A 13736-nucleotide genomic window follows, 5' to 3' on the forward strand; every position below is an offset into this window, starting at 1 on the left:
CCTGCGATATTGGCCGAGGCGGCGGCGCTATTTGATCGCCTGCGGATTGATCGGCGAGCCGGTGCCGCCGGTGATGATCAGCGGCGGACCGCAGAAGAAGAACTCATAGACGCCATCGCGGGCGCAGTCCTCGGCGAGTTCCTTGACATAAAAGATCTCGCCCATGCACAGGCCCATGGCGGGGATCACCACCCAGTGCCAGGGCTGGTTGGCCTCGGTGGTTTCGTTCGGCCGCACTTCGACGCCCCAGGTGTCGGAGCAGATCGCCGCGATCTCCTTCTCGTGGCACCAGTAGCAATTCTCGAACTTCACGCCCGGCGCGTCGCCCCCGGCATAGCCGCCCCATTCGCCCTCGGCGAGACAGCGTTCCATCTGGCCGGTGCGCAAGATCACGAAATCGGCCCGGCGGATGTCGACGCCCTGCTTTCTGGCGCAGGCGTCAAGTTCGTCATTCGAGATGGATTCGCCGTCCTGCAGCCAGCCGACGCCGCGGAAACGGGCGATGTCGAGCAGCACGCCGCGCCCGTTCATCTTCGACTTGGAGTGCTCGATGCCGAGAACGTTGAGACCGCGCGCATTGATGTGACGGGGGTCGTGACCATTATAGGCCTTGTCCTCATAGAAGATGTGGCCGAGCGCATCCCAATGGGTGGCGCCCTGCACGCACAGATTCAGCGTGTCGTCGGCATAGCGGATCTTGTTCCAGTCCTGCTGGCCGGTGATGGCATCGGTGCCGGTGGCGAGCATCTGGTGGATCGGATTGAAGCGTCCGCCGAACAGGCCGTTTTGCGGCCCTTCGCGGTCGAGCGGGATGCCGAGCGAGAACACCCGGCCGGTCTTGATGAGCCCGGCGGCGTCGACGATGTCCTGCGGCGTGATGTGATTGAGGGTGCCGCTGTGATCGTCCTTGCCCCAGCGCCCCCAGTTGGAGAGCGTGCGGGAGGCCTCTTCGATGGCGGCAAGGCCGACATTGATGTTCATGGGTTTCCTCTCTTTTCTGGTTCTTGATCGCCGGCCGGGAGAACCGGCGTCGGCCGGGCGGCAGGGCAGGCACGCGGAGGCACTTTCCCGCCGGGGCCAATCACGTGCGGGCTTTTCAAACCCGTGCGGTTTGTTTATCGTTCGATAAATATCAGGGTGGCGTGACGGTTTTGTCAATCGCTCACCGCGGGCCGGAGCCAAGGGCGCGGGCGATCAGCATTGATGATCGACCGGATCAGAACTCATGGTTTCGAGCCCGACGGGGAGGTCGCTAGCGTTCACCCGGACCGGAGGCGGCAAACGCCCCGGCACTCACAGTTGGAGAGGAGCCGCCCATGACGACCGACTTCGTCATTTCAGGCGATGCCGAGATCGCCGTGCGCATCGATGGGGCGACGCATCTGCCCTGGATCGTGCTGTCGAACTCGCTCGCCGCCGATCTCAGCATGTGGGACGACCAGATCCCGTTCCTCACCCGCAGCTACCGTGTGTTGCGCTACGACACCCGCGGCCATGGGAAGAGTTCGGCGCCGGCCGGGCCCTACAGCTTCGACATTCTCATCGGCGATCTCGTCGCGGTCATGGACCATTTCGGCATCAAACAGGCGGATATTCTCGGTCTGTCGATGGGGGGCATGACGGCGCTGGGGCTTGGCCTGCGCTATCCCGAGCGCGTCGGCCGGCTGATCTGCGCCGATGCGCGCGCCGATGCGCCGCCGCCTTTTGTGGCGGGCTGGGATCAGCGGATCGCGGCGGTGGAAGCCGGCGGCATGGCGGCGATCCTTTCGGGCACCCTGGAGCGCTGGTTTACCGCCGCGACGCGCGAGACGCGGCCGGAAGTCGTCGATCGCGCGGCACGCATGGTGCTGTCGACCTCGCCGGTCGGCTATATCGGCTGCGCCAACGCTCTGAAGGGGCTCGATTATCTGCGTCATCTCAAGCGCATGGCGCCGCCGACGCTCTACCTCGTCGGTGCCGAGGATGGCGCCGCGCCGGCCGACGCGATGCGTCAGATGGCGGCGGAAACGCCGCGCGGGCGGTTCGACATGCTGCCGGCCGCCGCGCATATCGCGAACATGGAAGACGTGGCCGGCTTCAACCGGGCGGTCGGCGATTTTCTCGACATTTCCCGACAAGCGGCGGAGTGAGACGCGTGACGAGCGAGACCAAAGGGACCGTCGGCATCATCGGTCTCGGCATTATGGGTTCGGCCTATGCCGCTAATCTGCTGGCGGACGGCTTTCGGGTGATCGGTACCGATGTCGCCGACGACGCGAGGACCGCGCTGGCAGAGCAGGGTGGCCAGCCGGTCGGCTCGGCCGGGGAGGTGGCGGCGGGCGCCGATATTCTCCTGCTCGCCCTGCCCTCGGTGAAGGCACTGGAGACGGTGACGGCCGAGATCGCCGACACCATTCGACCCGGAGCGGTGGCCTGCGAGATGGGCACCCTGCCGATCGAGGCGAAAGAGGCGTGCCGCGTTGCGCTGGCGGCGAAGGGCGCCGATGTGCTCGATTGCCCGGTGAGCGGCACCGGCGCGCAGGCGGCACGACGCGACCTTTCCATCTATGCCAGCGGCGACGAGGCCGCATTCCGGAAGGTTGAGGCGTCATTCGGCGCCTTCGCCCGAGACGTGCGCTATTGCGGCAGTTTCGGAACCGGAATGAAGCTGAAATACATCGCGAACCTGCTGGTCACGATCCACAATCTATCGACCGCCGAAGCGCTGCTGCTCGCCGAGCGCGCGGGCCTCGATCTCAACCTTGTCTATGACGCCATCCGTCCCGGGGCCGGCGGTTCGCGCATGTTCGACGTGCGCGCGCCCATGATGATCGAGAACCGCTACGAACCGGCGACGATGAAGATGGACATCTACATCAAGGATTTGCAGCTCATCATGGACTTCGCCCGCGAGATGCGCACGCCCACCCCGCTGATGGCGGCGAGCCTGCCCTTCTATTACGCGGCGCTGGCGGAGGGCCGTGGCAAGCAGGACACCGCCTCGCTGTTCGCCGTGCTCAAGGGCATGACCGCGCCGCACGACAAGGGAGAGTGACATGGGTAATCTCACTCTGGCTCAGGCCGATGTGATCGGCCGTGTCGCCCTGGAGGACGGCCGGCGGCGCGACGCCAAGCCACTGACCGTGGTGGTTCTTGACGCCGGCGGTCATGTGACGCTGGTGCGCCGCGAGGACGGCAGCGGGATCGCGCGGTTCGACATCGCCTTCGGGAAGGCCTGGGGCGCCCTGGGCATGGGCATTTCCTCGCGGGGCCTGTCGGTGCGCGCGGCGAAGATGCCCGGCTTCTTCACCGCGCTCGCCGCGGCGACCGATGGTCGGATGGTGCCGGTGCCCGGCGGCGTGCTGGTGCGCGCCGGCGCGGACGGACCGATCATCGGCGCGGTCGGCATCAGTGGCGATACCTCGGATGTCGACGAATTCTGCGCGGTCGCCGGCATCGAGGCGGCCGGTCTCGTCGCGGATACCGAGGAGCGCTGAACCATGCGGCTCCAGGGCAAGACGGCGCTGGTCACCGGCGCCGGCCGCGGCATCGGGCGGGCGACGGCGCTCGCCCTGGCGAAGGCGGGGGCCAAGGTGATCGCGGTTGCCCGTACGCAGGCCGATCTCGACGAACTCGCGCAGGAAGGCGGCGGACGCATTGAAGCTTGGGCCGCGGATGTGCGCGATGCGGCCTTGCTCACGCGGATCGAGGCGATGCGCGATCTCGACATTCTCGTCAACAATGCGGGCGGCAATCGTCCCAAGCTGATGGTCGATGTCGATGACGAGACGCTCGACTGGATGATCGACCTCAATATCCGCTCGGTCTACCGGGTGGCGCGGGCCGCGGCGCGGGCGATGGGCCAAGGGGCTGTGATCGTCAACATGTCCTCGCAGATGGGCCATGTCGGCTCGCCCAAGCGAACCGTCTACTGCATGACCAAGCATGCGGTGGAGGGGCTGACCAAGGCGATGGCGGTGGAACTCGCCCCGCGCGGCATCCGGGTCGTCGCGATCGCGCCGACCTTCGTGATGACGCCGATGACCCACGGCATGTTCGAGGATGCCGAGTTCCGGCGCTTCGTCTACGACATGGTGCCGCTGAACGAGCTACCGACGCCCGAGGATATCGCGGAGGGCATCCTGTTCCTCGTGTCGCCGGGGGCGCGCTTCATCACCGGCGACAGCCTGCGTGTCGATGGAGGCTGGACGGCGCGGTAGAGCGCGTGTGCCAAACGCGGCGGCTGGCGGTGACAGCCGCCGCTGTGCACCGATCACGCCGCGAACTGGGCGAGGATCGCTTTGTCGACCTTGCAGATATAGGTGTATTTCGGGTTCACCACCTGGGTGCAGCGGGCCTCGGCGATCTGGCCGAGCAGCATGTAGCCTTCCGCCGCCGGGATCCCGTAGTCGTCCTCCAGCCAGTAGATCATCTCCTGGAAGGCGGTGCGCATCGCGTCCTCCAGCGGGCGGGCGCAGCCGAGCGTGCAGATATGCGTCGGCGTCTCGATGCGCGGATGGGTGAGCCGCGCCGGGGCCGTCTCCAGCGTCACCCGCACGGTGAGCGTCGCCGCCACCTCGATGGCGCCCATGCCATTGGCCTCGCCATCGCCCTGCAGCGCGTGGCAGTCGCCGAGGAAGAGATGGGCGCCGTCATGGTTGACGCGGAACATCACCTTGTTGCCGGCGGTGATCTCCTGCACGTCGAGATTGCCGCCATGGGTGCCATTGTCCACGGTGAGCACCGCGCCATGCACCGGGGCGACGCCGGCGACGCCGATCATCGGGCGGATGGGCAGCTTCACCTTGTCGCTCCAGTGAACGAGCCCGTCCTTGATCTCCACCACATGGGTGCGCAGGCCGAACTCCTTCTGCCGCACCCAGTCCGGGAACATGCCGATGCCGGGCCACAGCGCGGTGAAGCCGAGCGTGTCGACCTCCATCTTCACAATCTCCAGCACCAGCATGTCGCCTCGCCTGGCGCCCGCGACCTCGATCGGCCCGGTGGCGCCGTTGACGAAGGGCAGGGTCACGTCGGCCTCGGTCAGTTGCTGGCCGACATGACGGATGGTGCCGTCATTGGCGTTGATGGCGCACTCGACGATGAAGGTCTCGCCGGGCGCGACGCGGGCGATGAAGGCATCGGCGGCGGAGAGGGCGTATTTGATGTTGCCTTCTTTGGCGACGCGCTGGGTCATGGTCACTCCGTTGGGCACTGGGGGCAGGGGGGCGGCTCAGCCGAGGCGGCGCCAGGGCATGAGCAGCTTTTCCACCTTGCCGACGATGAAGGTGAGGAGAAGGGCAAGCGCGATGGTGGCGACCAGCGCGGCGAACACTTTCGGGATGATGTAGAGCGAGCCGGCCTTGAAGATGGCGTGGCCGAGCCCTTCCGAGGAGGACATGAACTCGCCGACAATGGCGCCGATCAGCGCGAAGCCGACGGTGAGCTTCAGCCCGGCGAAAATGTCGGTGAGCGAGGCCGGTACCACCAGCTTGCGGAAGATCTGGAATTTCGAGGCGCCGAGCGTGCGCATCAGGTTGATCTGGTCCTCGTCGACCCCGATGGCGCCCTTGTAGGAGGTGACCAGCGCCACGATCACCACCGAGAGCGTCGACATAGCGATCTTCGACATCAGCCCGGTGCCGAACCAGATGATGATGATCGGCGCCAGCGCGATGATCGGGATCGAGCCGAGCGCGATGACGAAGGGCTGGATGACGCGGGAGACGAAGCGCGAATACCACAGCGACAGGCCGATCAGCGTGCCGATGACATTGCCGACGGCAAAGCCCAGCAGCGTTTCGACGCCGGTGACATAGGTGTCGCGCCACAGGCTGCCGTCGCTGGCCATGGTCACGAGGAAGCCGGCGATGGCCGAGGGCGAGCCGAACATGAAGGCCGCCTGCCGGTCGAAGGCGGTCATGTATTCCCAGAAGGCGATGAAGGCGGCGAGCAGGGCGATCTGGGTGAGGATCACCAGCGCCGTGGCCCGCCGGCGGGCGCGCCGGTGGGCGGCGAGGCGCGCCGCCGCGTGGTCGTCGGCGGCGCGTGTGTCGGCGGAAATGAAGCGGGTGGATGCGTCCATGCCGCTCCTCCTAGTTCCGCGCCACGTCGAGATCAGCCCAGATGCGTCGGACATAGTCGACGAATCCGGGGCTCTCGCGGGCGGCGATCATGTCGGTGCGGTCGCTGTCGAGCGCGATGTCGTACACCGCCTTCACCCGCGTCGGCCGCTTGGTCAGCACGATGACGCGGTCGGCGATGGAGACCGCCTCCTCGATGTCATGGGTGATCAGCAGCACCGAGCGGCGGCTCTCCCGCACCAGCCGGGCGGTGTCGCTCTCGATCAGCAGTTTGGTCTGAAAATCGAGCGCGGCGAAGGGCTCGTCCAGCAGCAGCACGTCCGGCTCGTTGACGAGGGTCCGCGCGAGCGCCACGCGCTGGCGCATGCCGCCGGACAAGGTGGTGGGGTAATGCTCGGCGAAGCCGTGCAGGCCGAGCTTGTCGAGCACCACATGGCTGCGCTCCTCGGCGTCGGAAAGCGGCACGCCGCGTATTTCCAGCCCGAGCATGACGTTGCGCAGCGCGGTGCGCCACGGCAGCAGCAAATCCTTCTGCAGCATGTAGCCGACGCCGGCGGGCTGGCCGGAAATCTCCCGCCCGTGCCAGCGTATGCGCCCGGCATCGGCGGAGATGAGCCCGCACAGCGTGTTGAGCAGCGTGGTCTTGCCGCAGCCGGAAGGGCCGACAATGGCGACGATCTCGCCCTCGTTCAGGTTCAGCGAAAGATCGCCGATGACGGGCACGATGCGCCCGTCCGCGTCGTAGCTCTTGGCCACGTGCTCGACGACGAGAGGCGGCGCGCCAGCCGGCGCGGCCGCCCCTCCCGCGATGGCGGGGGGTGCCACCGCGCTCACCCGAGCTGCTTGATGGCTTTCTCGGCGAAGGAATTGTCGATGATTTCGTCGAACTTCACCGTGCCCTTGATGTTGCCGAGATAGAGCTGCATGTCCATCAGATTGGCCCACTGGTCCGGCTTGGTGATCACCGACTGCGCCGGGATGAGGTATTTCAGCTCGGCGTCGATCGCCTTGTCGACCACCTCGCCCGGCAGGTCGGGGAATTCGAGCCGCGCCACCTTCTTGGCGAAGGCGGGGTCGGCATAGGTCTTGCGCGAGGCTTCCTCGAAGGAGGTCACCAGCGCCTGCACCATGGCCGGGTCCTTGGCGATGGTGGAGGGCAGCACCATGATGCCGGTGTTGCAGAACGGGCCGATATAGTTGGAGAAGTCGAACACCACCTTGGAGCCCTGGGCTTCGGCCGCGGCGACGCTCGGCTGATAGGCCACCGCCATATCGGCCTGGCCGGCGAGCATGGCGCCGATCTCGGTGCCGGGATTGACCGGCACGATGGTGACATCGGTGCCGAGCTTCATGCCGGCCTTTTCCACCATGCGCTTGGTGACGGAATAATTGGTGTTGGGCTCGGGCGAGGTGACCACCTTCTTGCCCTTCAGCGCCATCGGGTCGGTGAAGGGCTCCATGGTCTTCGACACGCCGAAATAATGCGCGCGCTGCACCACCGTGCCGACCACGACGCCGGGACCGCCATTCTCGCGCGAGATCTGCGCCATGGTGGCATCGCCAATGGCGAAATCGGCGGAACCGCCGAGCACGGCGGCGAAGGTCTGGGTGTCGCCGCCGGCGGCGGAGACCTTCATGTCGAGGCCGTTCTTCTCGAAGATCCCGGAATGCATGCCGACATAGAGATTGATGTAGCCGAGATTATGCACCGCCTCGCTGAAATTCACCGTCTTCAGCGCCGCGGCGCTGGCGCGCCCGCCGAGATAGGGCGCGGCGATGAGGCCGCCGCCGATCAGGGCCGAGGTCTTGAGGAAGCCGCGACGATTGAAGCCGTCGGTTGTGATCCGGGACATGGGTTGCTCTCCACCGTGCTGAATGCCGCATGAGCCTCGGCGGAAAGGAAAAGACCGGGTGCCGCGTGGCGCAAGCGCAAATAGAGCGCAGTAATCTGCCGCGAGGGGCGGCATGTTCTTGCTGCACCACCGAGAGGAGCGGATGGGAGATGCTGTCGCAGCATTCGCGGCCGCGCCGCGCACACGCGGTCGGCGGAATGATTATTTCCGCCGCGCGGTCCGGATCATTCTGTCAGTTTTGCCATTTGGCGCGCCTAAACAAGCGGCAGCGCCTCAGCGGCTGACGCGCACCGCGGCAAAGCGACCGACCACCGCGCCGCCACACCGCTCCGCCGCCAGCATCGAGGCGCGGTGCGGCGGCATTGCGCCGGCCGGCAAGGGAAGGCGGCCGGGCCGGTGCGGCCGCTCGCCGGGCGGTTCGGTGCGCGGGGGTTCGTGCAACTGCTGCGACAGGTTCGACACCAGCGCCCGCAGCCGGCGGTTCTCGGCTTCCAGTTCCTTCATCTGCATCACCGCCGGCGCGCTCAGCCCGCCGAAGCGGCGGCGCCAGCGGTAGAAGGTGCGCAGCGAGACCTGGGCGGTGCGGCAGATCTCGTCCACCGGCACGCCGGCATTCGCCTCCTGGATCAGGTGGATGATCTCGCTTTCGGTGAACTGCGAACGTCGCATCGGATCGTCCTCATGAATGTCGACGGATCGAACGGTCGAACCTGTCCCCACACCCCAAGCCGGTCATCTGGCGCGGCGGCCGTCAGCCGCACATCAGATAAGCATGCGCTTAATATGGGCACAGTACCGCGTCTCGCCCCGCCCGGCGACTGAAATCCTGCGCCGCGTCACAGCTGGCCCGGTTGCTTGGCCGCATGGGATGGTGCGGGCGGTTGCCGCCCCGGCCCGTGCGGTCGCGGGCGAGGAGAGTTGCGCGCCCGCAAGTGGCAATCCTGCCAGAAACGGCGCGAGGGCAGGCCCGGTGCCGCGCCATTGGGCAGGGCTGAACATTATATGAAGTTGCGCCGGGACGGGGGTTCAACAGAATTCGCGGCATCTTCCGCTCATCGAGGTGTCCGTCCCATGGTCAAGTTCTCGCGGCGTTCCTTCCTGCAGGCGAGTGGCGTTGCGGCCGCCGGCCTCGCTTCTCCCCTCGCCATGCCGGCCTATCTGCGCAGTGCCCGCGCCGCCGGCCCGGTGAAGCTCGGCTGCCTGTTCTCCTCCTCCGGCACCATGGCCAATCTGGAAGGCCGGCTGAACTATGTCGTGAAGATGGCGGCCGACGAGATCAACGCCAAGGGCGGCGTCAACGGCTCCACCATCGAGGTGCTGGTGTCCGATCCCGCCTCCGACTGGCCGCTCTACGCCCAGTCCGCCAAGCAGATGCTGCAGCAGGAAAAGGTCGCGGCGCTGTTCGGCTGCTGGACCTCGGTGTCGCGCAAGACCGTGCTGCCGGTGGTCGAGCAGGAGAACGGGCTGCTCTACTACCCCCTGCATTTCGAGGGCGACGAGAACTCCAAGAACGTCGTCTATGTGAACTCGCCCCCCGCCAGCTCGGTGCTGCCGGCGGTGGACTATCTGATGGGCGACGAGGGCGTCTCCGCCAAGCGCTTCTTCATGCTCGGCTCGGACTATGTGTGGCCGCGCACCATCAACAAGCAGCTCAAGGGCTACTTCAAGTCCAAGGGCATCAAGGAGAGCGCGTGGAAGGAGGAATATGTCCCCTTCGGCTTCTCCAACTTCCAGACGCTGGTCAACCAGATCCGCGCCTTCGCCGATGAGGGCGGCGGCCAGCCGGTGGTGATCCTCACCGTGGTCGGCAATTCGATCCCGGATTTCATGCGCGAATTCGCCAATCAGGGCATTCTCGCCACCGATATTCCGGTGCTCGGCCTCGACATGGTGGAGGCCGATCTTGAGGGCCTCGACACCTCCAAGCTGGTCGGCCACCTCAATTGCTGGGCCTATCTGCAGAACGCCAAGGGCCCGGCCAATGAGGCGTTCCTGAAGAACTGGGCGGCCTATGTGAAGGCCAAGAACGTGCCCTTCAGCGGCGAAGTCTCCATCGACCCGATGGTGTCGGCCTATGACTCGGTGCATCTGTGGGCCATGGCGGCCGCGAAGGCCGGTTCCTTCGACGTGCCGGAAGTCTCCAAGGCCTTCGCCGGCCTGAGCTTCGACTGCCCGTCGGGCTACAAGATCTCGATGACCGGGGAGAACAATTACGTCGCCCGCGGCGTGTTCATCGGCTCGGTCAACGACAAGCAGGGCTTCGACATTCTCTGGCAGTCCAAGGACACGCCGAAGCCCGTGCCGTTCAGCCCCTATGGCTGAGTGCCTTCCCGTCCCTCCCGACCGAAGAAACGGCTGCCCTCGCAGGAGGGCGGCCGTCTCGAGTTTCCGCATGAAACACTGGTTCTGGCTTGTCTTTGCCGGCTTGGTTTCGGTCCTGCCCGTCGCGGTGCAGGCTGCGACGCTGGACCGCGCCGGGCTCGTCGCCAAGATGTGCGGCGATGCCGGGGCGATGGGCGAGGCGGGCACGGCGCTTGCCGCTCTCGCGGCCGGCGGCGACGCGGCTGACCGCGCCTGGGCGGCGCCGCTGCCGCGCGCCGCCATCGACCGCACGCTCGCCTGCGACGAGGCCGGTGCCGTACTCGCGGGTGGTGGGATTGATGCCGTCACCGGCGCGCCGCGCGCCGCGCAAGGCACGCCGCGCACGCCGCTGCTGAGCCTGAAGAACCGCCCGGTCTATGAACTCGCCGACGCCGCCTTCACGCTGCGCATGGCGCCAAACGTCGGTGCGCGGGCGGCGGCGCTGAAGATATTGGAACGCCGCCCGGCGCTGATCCCGGCGGGCCTTTTGGAGGGTGCCGCGCAGGCCGAGACCGATGCCGGGCTGAAGGCGCAGATCGAGAACCTCGCCCAGAGCGCCGCGCTGAATGCCGCCGATCCTGCCCTGCGGCTCGCCGCCATCGCCCGCCTCGCCGAGAACCCGAACCGCCGCACGCTGACCCAGCTCACCGGGCTGAAAAGCGATGCCGCCTATGCCTCGGACACGGCGTTCCGCCAAGCGGTGGATTCCGGCATCGCCAAGGTCGAGCGCGGCATCGCGCTGGGGGACGCGCTGGCGACGCTCTATAATGGCGTGAGCTTCGCTTCGATCCTGTTCATGGCCGCCATCGGCCTCGCCATCATCTTCGGGCTGATGGGGGTGATCAACCTCGCCCAGGGCGAACTGATCATGATTGGCGCCTATGTGACGTGGCTGGTGCAGCAGGGGCTGCGCAGCCTCGCGCCCGGCCTGCTCGACTGGTATCTCGTGCTCGCCATCCCGGTCGCCTTCCTTGTCACCGCCGCCATCGGCATCGCGCTCGAAGCGAGCCTGCTGCGCCATCTCTACAAGCGCCCGCTGATGAGCCTGCTCGCCACCTGGGCGGTGAGCCTGTTCCTGATGAACCTGGTGCGCGTGCTGTTCGGCACGCAGAACCTGCAATTCGAGACGCCGTTCTATGTCACCGGCGGCGTGCCTGTGATCGGCGACTTCATCTTCACCTGGAACCGCATGTTCGCGATTCTCTTCGCCGTGGTGACGCTGGCGCTGACCTGGGCGGTGGTGCGCAAGACGCCGCTCGGCCTCAACATTCGCGCGGTGACGCAGAACCGCGACATGGCGGCCTGCATCGGCATTCCCACCCGCCGCGTCGACATGATGGCCTTCGGCCTCGGCTCCGGCCTTGCGGGGCTGGCGGGCCTCGCTTTGTCGCCGATCTATTCGGTGAATCCGCAAATGGGCCAGAACTTCATCGTCGACGCCTTCATGGTCGTGGTGCTCGGCGGGGTCGGCACCATCGCCGGCACGGTGGTGGCCGCGCTCGGCATCGGCCAGATCAACGTGCTGATCGAGCCGCTGTGGGGTGCGGTGGCGGCGAAGGTGATCGTGCTGTTGATGATCATCGGCTTCCTGCAATGGCGGCCGGAAGGGCTGTTCGCCGTGAAGGGGCGCCGCAAATGATGCCGCTGTCCAAGGACCGTCCCTTCCTCGCGCTGGTTCTGGCGCTGGTCGCCGTGGCGCTGGCGATGGGGCTGCTCGCCGGCACGCAATTCGCGCTGTCGCGCTACCTCGCCAACGCCATCGGCCAGCTCGCCGCCTTCGCCGTGCTGGCGCTCGCGCTCGATCTCATCTGGGGCTATCTCGGCATCTTGTCGCTCGGTCATGGCCTGTTCTTCGCCATTGGCGGCTATGTCATGGCCATGTACCTGCTCAAGCACTCCTTCGTGGTGACGGGGACGGTGCCGGACTTCCTGCAGTTCATGGGCTGGAAGGACTTCCCCTTCTACTGGGCCGGGTTCGAGTTCTTTCCCTATGCGCTGTGTGTCGCCGTGGCGGTCACCGGGCTGATCGCCGGCATCTTCGGCTATGTGTCGTTCCGCTCGCGGGTGGGCGGGGTCTATTTCGCCATCATCACCCAGGCGCTGGTCTATGTCGCCATGCTGCTGATGTTCCGCAACGACACCGGCTTTGGCGGCAATAACGGCATGACCGGCTTTGCCGTGCTGTTCGGTTGGCCGATGGGCACATCAGGCATGATCACCGCGCTCGCCATCGCCTCGCTGCTTGTGCTGGCCGGCGTGCTGGTCGGCTGCCGCCTGCTCGTCGGCAGCCGTTTCGGCGCGCTGATGCTGGCGACGCGCGACGACGAGACCCGCCTGCGCACGCTGGGCTATGAGACGCTGCGGCTCAAGCTCGGCGTGTGGTGCCTCTCGGCGCTGATCGCCATGCTGGCCGGCATGCTCTATGTGCCGCAGGTCGGCATCATCAATCCGCGCGTGCTCTCGCCGGAACTGTCGCTGGAAATCGCGGTCTGGGTGGCGATTGGCGGGCGCGGCCATCTCGTCGGCGCGGTGATCGGGGCGCTGCTGGTCAATGCGGTGAAGTTCTGGCTGTCCTTCGCCGCGCCGGACATCTGGCCGTTCATTCTCTCCGGCCTGATCGTGCTCGTCGTGCTTGTCTTCCCCAACGGCTTGATGGATCTGGCGACGTTCAAACTCGTCCGCCCCTTCGGGCCGCGCCGCGCGGCGGCCGCGCTGGAGGAGGGGCGCTGATGGCGGTCACCGCTCTCCTTGTCGACGGCCTCACCGTGCGCTTCGGCAGTTTCCGCGCCATCGACGACCTGTCGCTCGCCATCGATTATGGCGAGGTGCGCGCGGTGATCGGCCCCAATGGCGCCGGCAAGACCACGCTGCTGGATGTCATCTCCGGCATCACGCGGCCGAAGGAGGGACGGGTTCTGTTCGACGGCGCGTTCGACCTCACAGAGGCCAGCGAATCCGCCATCGCCCGCGCCGGCATCCGCCGCAAGTTCCAGAAGCCCAGCGTGTTCGAGGGGCTGAGCGTGCGCCAGCACATCGCCATCGGCGCCGATGCCGGCTTTCGCCGCGCCCTCGACGCGCCGGCGCTGGAGGACCGCGTGAGCGAGGTGCTGGAGACGGTCGGCCTCGCCGGGCACGCCACCCACCTTGCCGGTCAGCTCAGCCATGGCCAGAAGCAATGGCTGGAAATCGGCATGGTGCTGGCCTCCGACCCCAAGGTGCTGATGCTGGACGAGCCGGTCGCCGGCCTCACCGATGAGGAGACCGAGCGCACGGCCCAGCTGGTGCGACGGCTCAACCGACCGGACCGCGCCATCATCGTGGTGGAACACGACATGGATTTCGTCGAGCGCATCGCCGACCGCGTCACCGTGCTGCATGAGGGCCGCACCTTGTTCGAAGGGCCGATGGACAAGGTCCGCGCCGATGCCGGCGTCATCGAGGTCTATCTGGGGCGCTGAGC

The 13736-nt window shown here is 66.7% G+C and carries 14 protein-coding genes; 8 read left to right on the plus strand and 6 right to left on the minus strand.

Annotated features, from left to right (window positions below; all coding sequences use genetic code 11):
* Nucleotides 1-27: 27 nt before the first annotated feature.
* Nucleotides 28-981 (minus strand): cyclase family protein, encoded by a 954-nt coding sequence (locus ACP2AH_RS04830; RefSeq protein WP_425104773.1) that lies wholly within the window; start codon nucleotides 979-981, stop codon nucleotides 28-30.
* Between the two features lie 335 nt (nucleotides 982-1316).
* On the opposite strand from ACP2AH_RS04830, the gene ACP2AH_RS04835 reads away from it, so the two are divergent.
* The 4 genes from ACP2AH_RS04835 to ACP2AH_RS04850 are packed head-to-tail and all read left to right on the plus strand — an operon-like array spanning nucleotide 1317 to nucleotide 4199.
* On the plus strand, nucleotides 1317-2129 hold the full coding sequence (locus ACP2AH_RS04835) for an alpha/beta fold hydrolase (RefSeq protein ID WP_425104774.1): 813 nt from the start codon (nucleotides 1317-1319) through the stop codon (nucleotides 2127-2129).
* Nucleotides 2130-2134: 5 nt separating this feature from the next.
* A complete protein-coding gene (locus ACP2AH_RS04840) occupies nucleotides 2135-3034 on the plus strand; it encodes an NAD(P)-dependent oxidoreductase (RefSeq protein ID WP_425104775.1) in 900 nt (299 codons plus the stop codon).
* A 1-nt stretch (nucleotide 3035) separates the two neighbouring features.
* Complete coding sequence (locus ACP2AH_RS04845; RefSeq protein ID WP_425104776.1) at nucleotides 3036-3476, plus strand: GlcG/HbpS family heme-binding protein; 441 nt, start codon at nucleotides 3036-3038, stop codon at nucleotides 3474-3476.
* Nucleotides 3477-3479: 3 nt separating this feature from the next.
* On the plus strand, nucleotides 3480-4199 hold the full coding sequence (locus tag ACP2AH_RS04850) for an SDR family NAD(P)-dependent oxidoreductase (RefSeq protein WP_425104777.1): 720 nt from the start codon (nucleotides 3480-3482) through the stop codon (nucleotides 4197-4199).
* Nucleotides 4200-4252: 53 nt separating this feature from the next.
* On the opposite strand, the gene ACP2AH_RS04855 is transcribed toward ACP2AH_RS04850, so the two are convergent.
* From ACP2AH_RS04855 to ACP2AH_RS04875, 5 genes are all read right to left on the minus strand, one after another.
* Nucleotides 4253-5176, minus strand: coding sequence for an acetamidase/formamidase family protein (locus ACP2AH_RS04855; protein ID WP_425104778.1), 924 nt, complete (start codon nucleotides 5174-5176; stop codon nucleotides 4253-4255).
* Between the two features lie 36 nt (nucleotides 5177-5212).
* Nucleotides 5213-6064 (minus strand): ABC transporter permease, encoded by an 852-nt coding sequence (locus ACP2AH_RS04860; protein ID WP_425104779.1) that lies wholly within the window; start codon nucleotides 6062-6064, stop codon nucleotides 5213-5215.
* A 10-nt stretch (nucleotides 6065-6074) separates the two neighbouring features.
* Nucleotides 6075-6896, minus strand: coding sequence for an ABC transporter ATP-binding protein (locus ACP2AH_RS04865; RefSeq protein ID WP_425104780.1), 822 nt, complete (start codon nucleotides 6894-6896; stop codon nucleotides 6075-6077).
* The gene (locus tag ACP2AH_RS04870) at nucleotides 6893-7915 is read right to left on the minus strand and encodes an ABC transporter substrate-binding protein (RefSeq protein ID WP_425104781.1); all 1023 of its coding nucleotides are present in this window, start codon (nucleotides 7913-7915) and stop codon (nucleotides 6893-6895) included. Before ACP2AH_RS04870 ends, ACP2AH_RS04865 begins: the two co-directional genes overlap by 4 nt.
* Nucleotides 7916-8188: 273 nt before the next feature.
* A complete protein-coding gene (locus ACP2AH_RS04875; protein ID WP_425104782.1) occupies nucleotides 8189-8584 on the minus strand; it encodes a transposase in 396 nt (131 codons plus the stop codon).
* Between the two features lie 402 nt (nucleotides 8585-8986).
* Here ACP2AH_RS04875 and ACP2AH_RS04880 point away from each other — a divergent pair, with 402 nt between their 5' ends.
* The 4 genes from ACP2AH_RS04880 to urtD all read left to right on the plus strand — a co-directional run bounded on the left by ACP2AH_RS04880 (nucleotide 8987) and on the right by urtD (nucleotide 13734).
* Nucleotides 8987-10237 (plus strand): transporter substrate-binding protein, encoded by a 1251-nt coding sequence (locus ACP2AH_RS04880; protein WP_425104783.1) that lies wholly within the window; start codon nucleotides 8987-8989, stop codon nucleotides 10235-10237.
* Between the two features lie 70 nt (nucleotides 10238-10307).
* Nucleotides 10308-11915 (plus strand): urea ABC transporter permease subunit UrtB, encoded by a 1608-nt coding sequence (gene urtB / locus ACP2AH_RS04885; protein ID WP_425104784.1) that lies wholly within the window; start codon nucleotides 10308-10310, stop codon nucleotides 11913-11915.
* Nucleotides 11912-13006: an urea ABC transporter permease subunit UrtC gene (gene urtC, locus ACP2AH_RS04890; RefSeq protein WP_425104785.1), complete on the plus strand. Its 1095-nt coding sequence runs from the start codon at nucleotides 11912-11914 to the stop codon at nucleotides 13004-13006. Before urtB ends, urtC begins: the two co-directional genes overlap by 4 nt.
* Nucleotides 13006-13734, plus strand: a complete 729-nt coding sequence (gene urtD / locus ACP2AH_RS04895) for an urea ABC transporter ATP-binding protein UrtD (protein WP_425104786.1) — start codon at nucleotides 13006-13008, stop codon at nucleotides 13732-13734. The genes urtC and urtD overlap by 1 nt, the downstream gene beginning before the upstream one ends.
* The last annotated feature ends 2 nt before the right edge of the window (nucleotides 13735-13736 follow it).

It is taken from the genome of Ancylobacter sp. (assembly GCF_965249975.1).
Lineage (GTDB): Bacteria > Pseudomonadota > Alphaproteobacteria > Rhizobiales > Xanthobacteraceae > Ancylobacter.

What these genes read in the sequence shown, in the direction of transcription:
- ACP2AH_RS04830 (WP_425104773.1), bottom strand. Translation starts at nt 981, where the DNA reads ATGAACATCAATGTCGGCCTTGCCGCCATCGAAGAGGCCTCCCGCACG.
- ACP2AH_RS04835 (WP_425104774.1), top strand. Translation starts at nt 1,317, where the DNA reads ATGACGACCGACTTCGTCATTTCAGGCGATGCCGAGATCGCCGTGCGC.
- ACP2AH_RS04845 (WP_425104776.1), top strand. Translation starts at nt 3,036, where the DNA reads ATGGGTAATCTCACTCTGGCTCAGGCCGATGTGATCGGCCGTGTCGCC.
- ACP2AH_RS04850 (WP_425104777.1), top strand. Translation starts at nt 3,480, where the DNA reads ATGCGGCTCCAGGGCAAGACGGCGCTGGTCACCGGCGCCGGCCGCGGC.
- ACP2AH_RS04855 (WP_425104778.1), bottom strand. Translation starts at nt 5,176, where the DNA reads ATGACCCAGCGCGTCGCCAAAGAAGGCAACATCAAATACGCCCTCTCC.
- ACP2AH_RS04860 (WP_425104779.1), bottom strand. Translation starts at nt 6,064, where the DNA reads ATGGACGCATCCACCCGCTTCATTTCCGCCGACACACGCGCCGCCGAC.
- ACP2AH_RS04870 (WP_425104781.1), bottom strand. Translation starts at nt 7,915, where the DNA reads ATGTCCCGGATCACAACCGACGGCTTCAATCGTCGCGGCTTCCTCAAG.
- ACP2AH_RS04875 (WP_425104782.1), bottom strand. Translation starts at nt 8,584, where the DNA reads ATGCGACGTTCGCAGTTCACCGAAAGCGAGATCATCCACCTGATCCAG.
- ACP2AH_RS04880 (WP_425104783.1), top strand. Translation starts at nt 8,987, where the DNA reads ATGGTCAAGTTCTCGCGGCGTTCCTTCCTGCAGGCGAGTGGCGTTGCG.
- urtB (WP_425104784.1), top strand. Translation starts at nt 10,308, where the DNA reads ATGAAACACTGGTTCTGGCTTGTCTTTGCCGGCTTGGTTTCGGTCCTG.
- urtC (WP_425104785.1), top strand. Translation starts at nt 11,912, where the DNA reads ATGATGCCGCTGTCCAAGGACCGTCCCTTCCTCGCGCTGGTTCTGGCG.
- urtD (WP_425104786.1), top strand. Translation starts at nt 13,006, where the DNA reads ATGGCGGTCACCGCTCTCCTTGTCGACGGCCTCACCGTGCGCTTCGGC.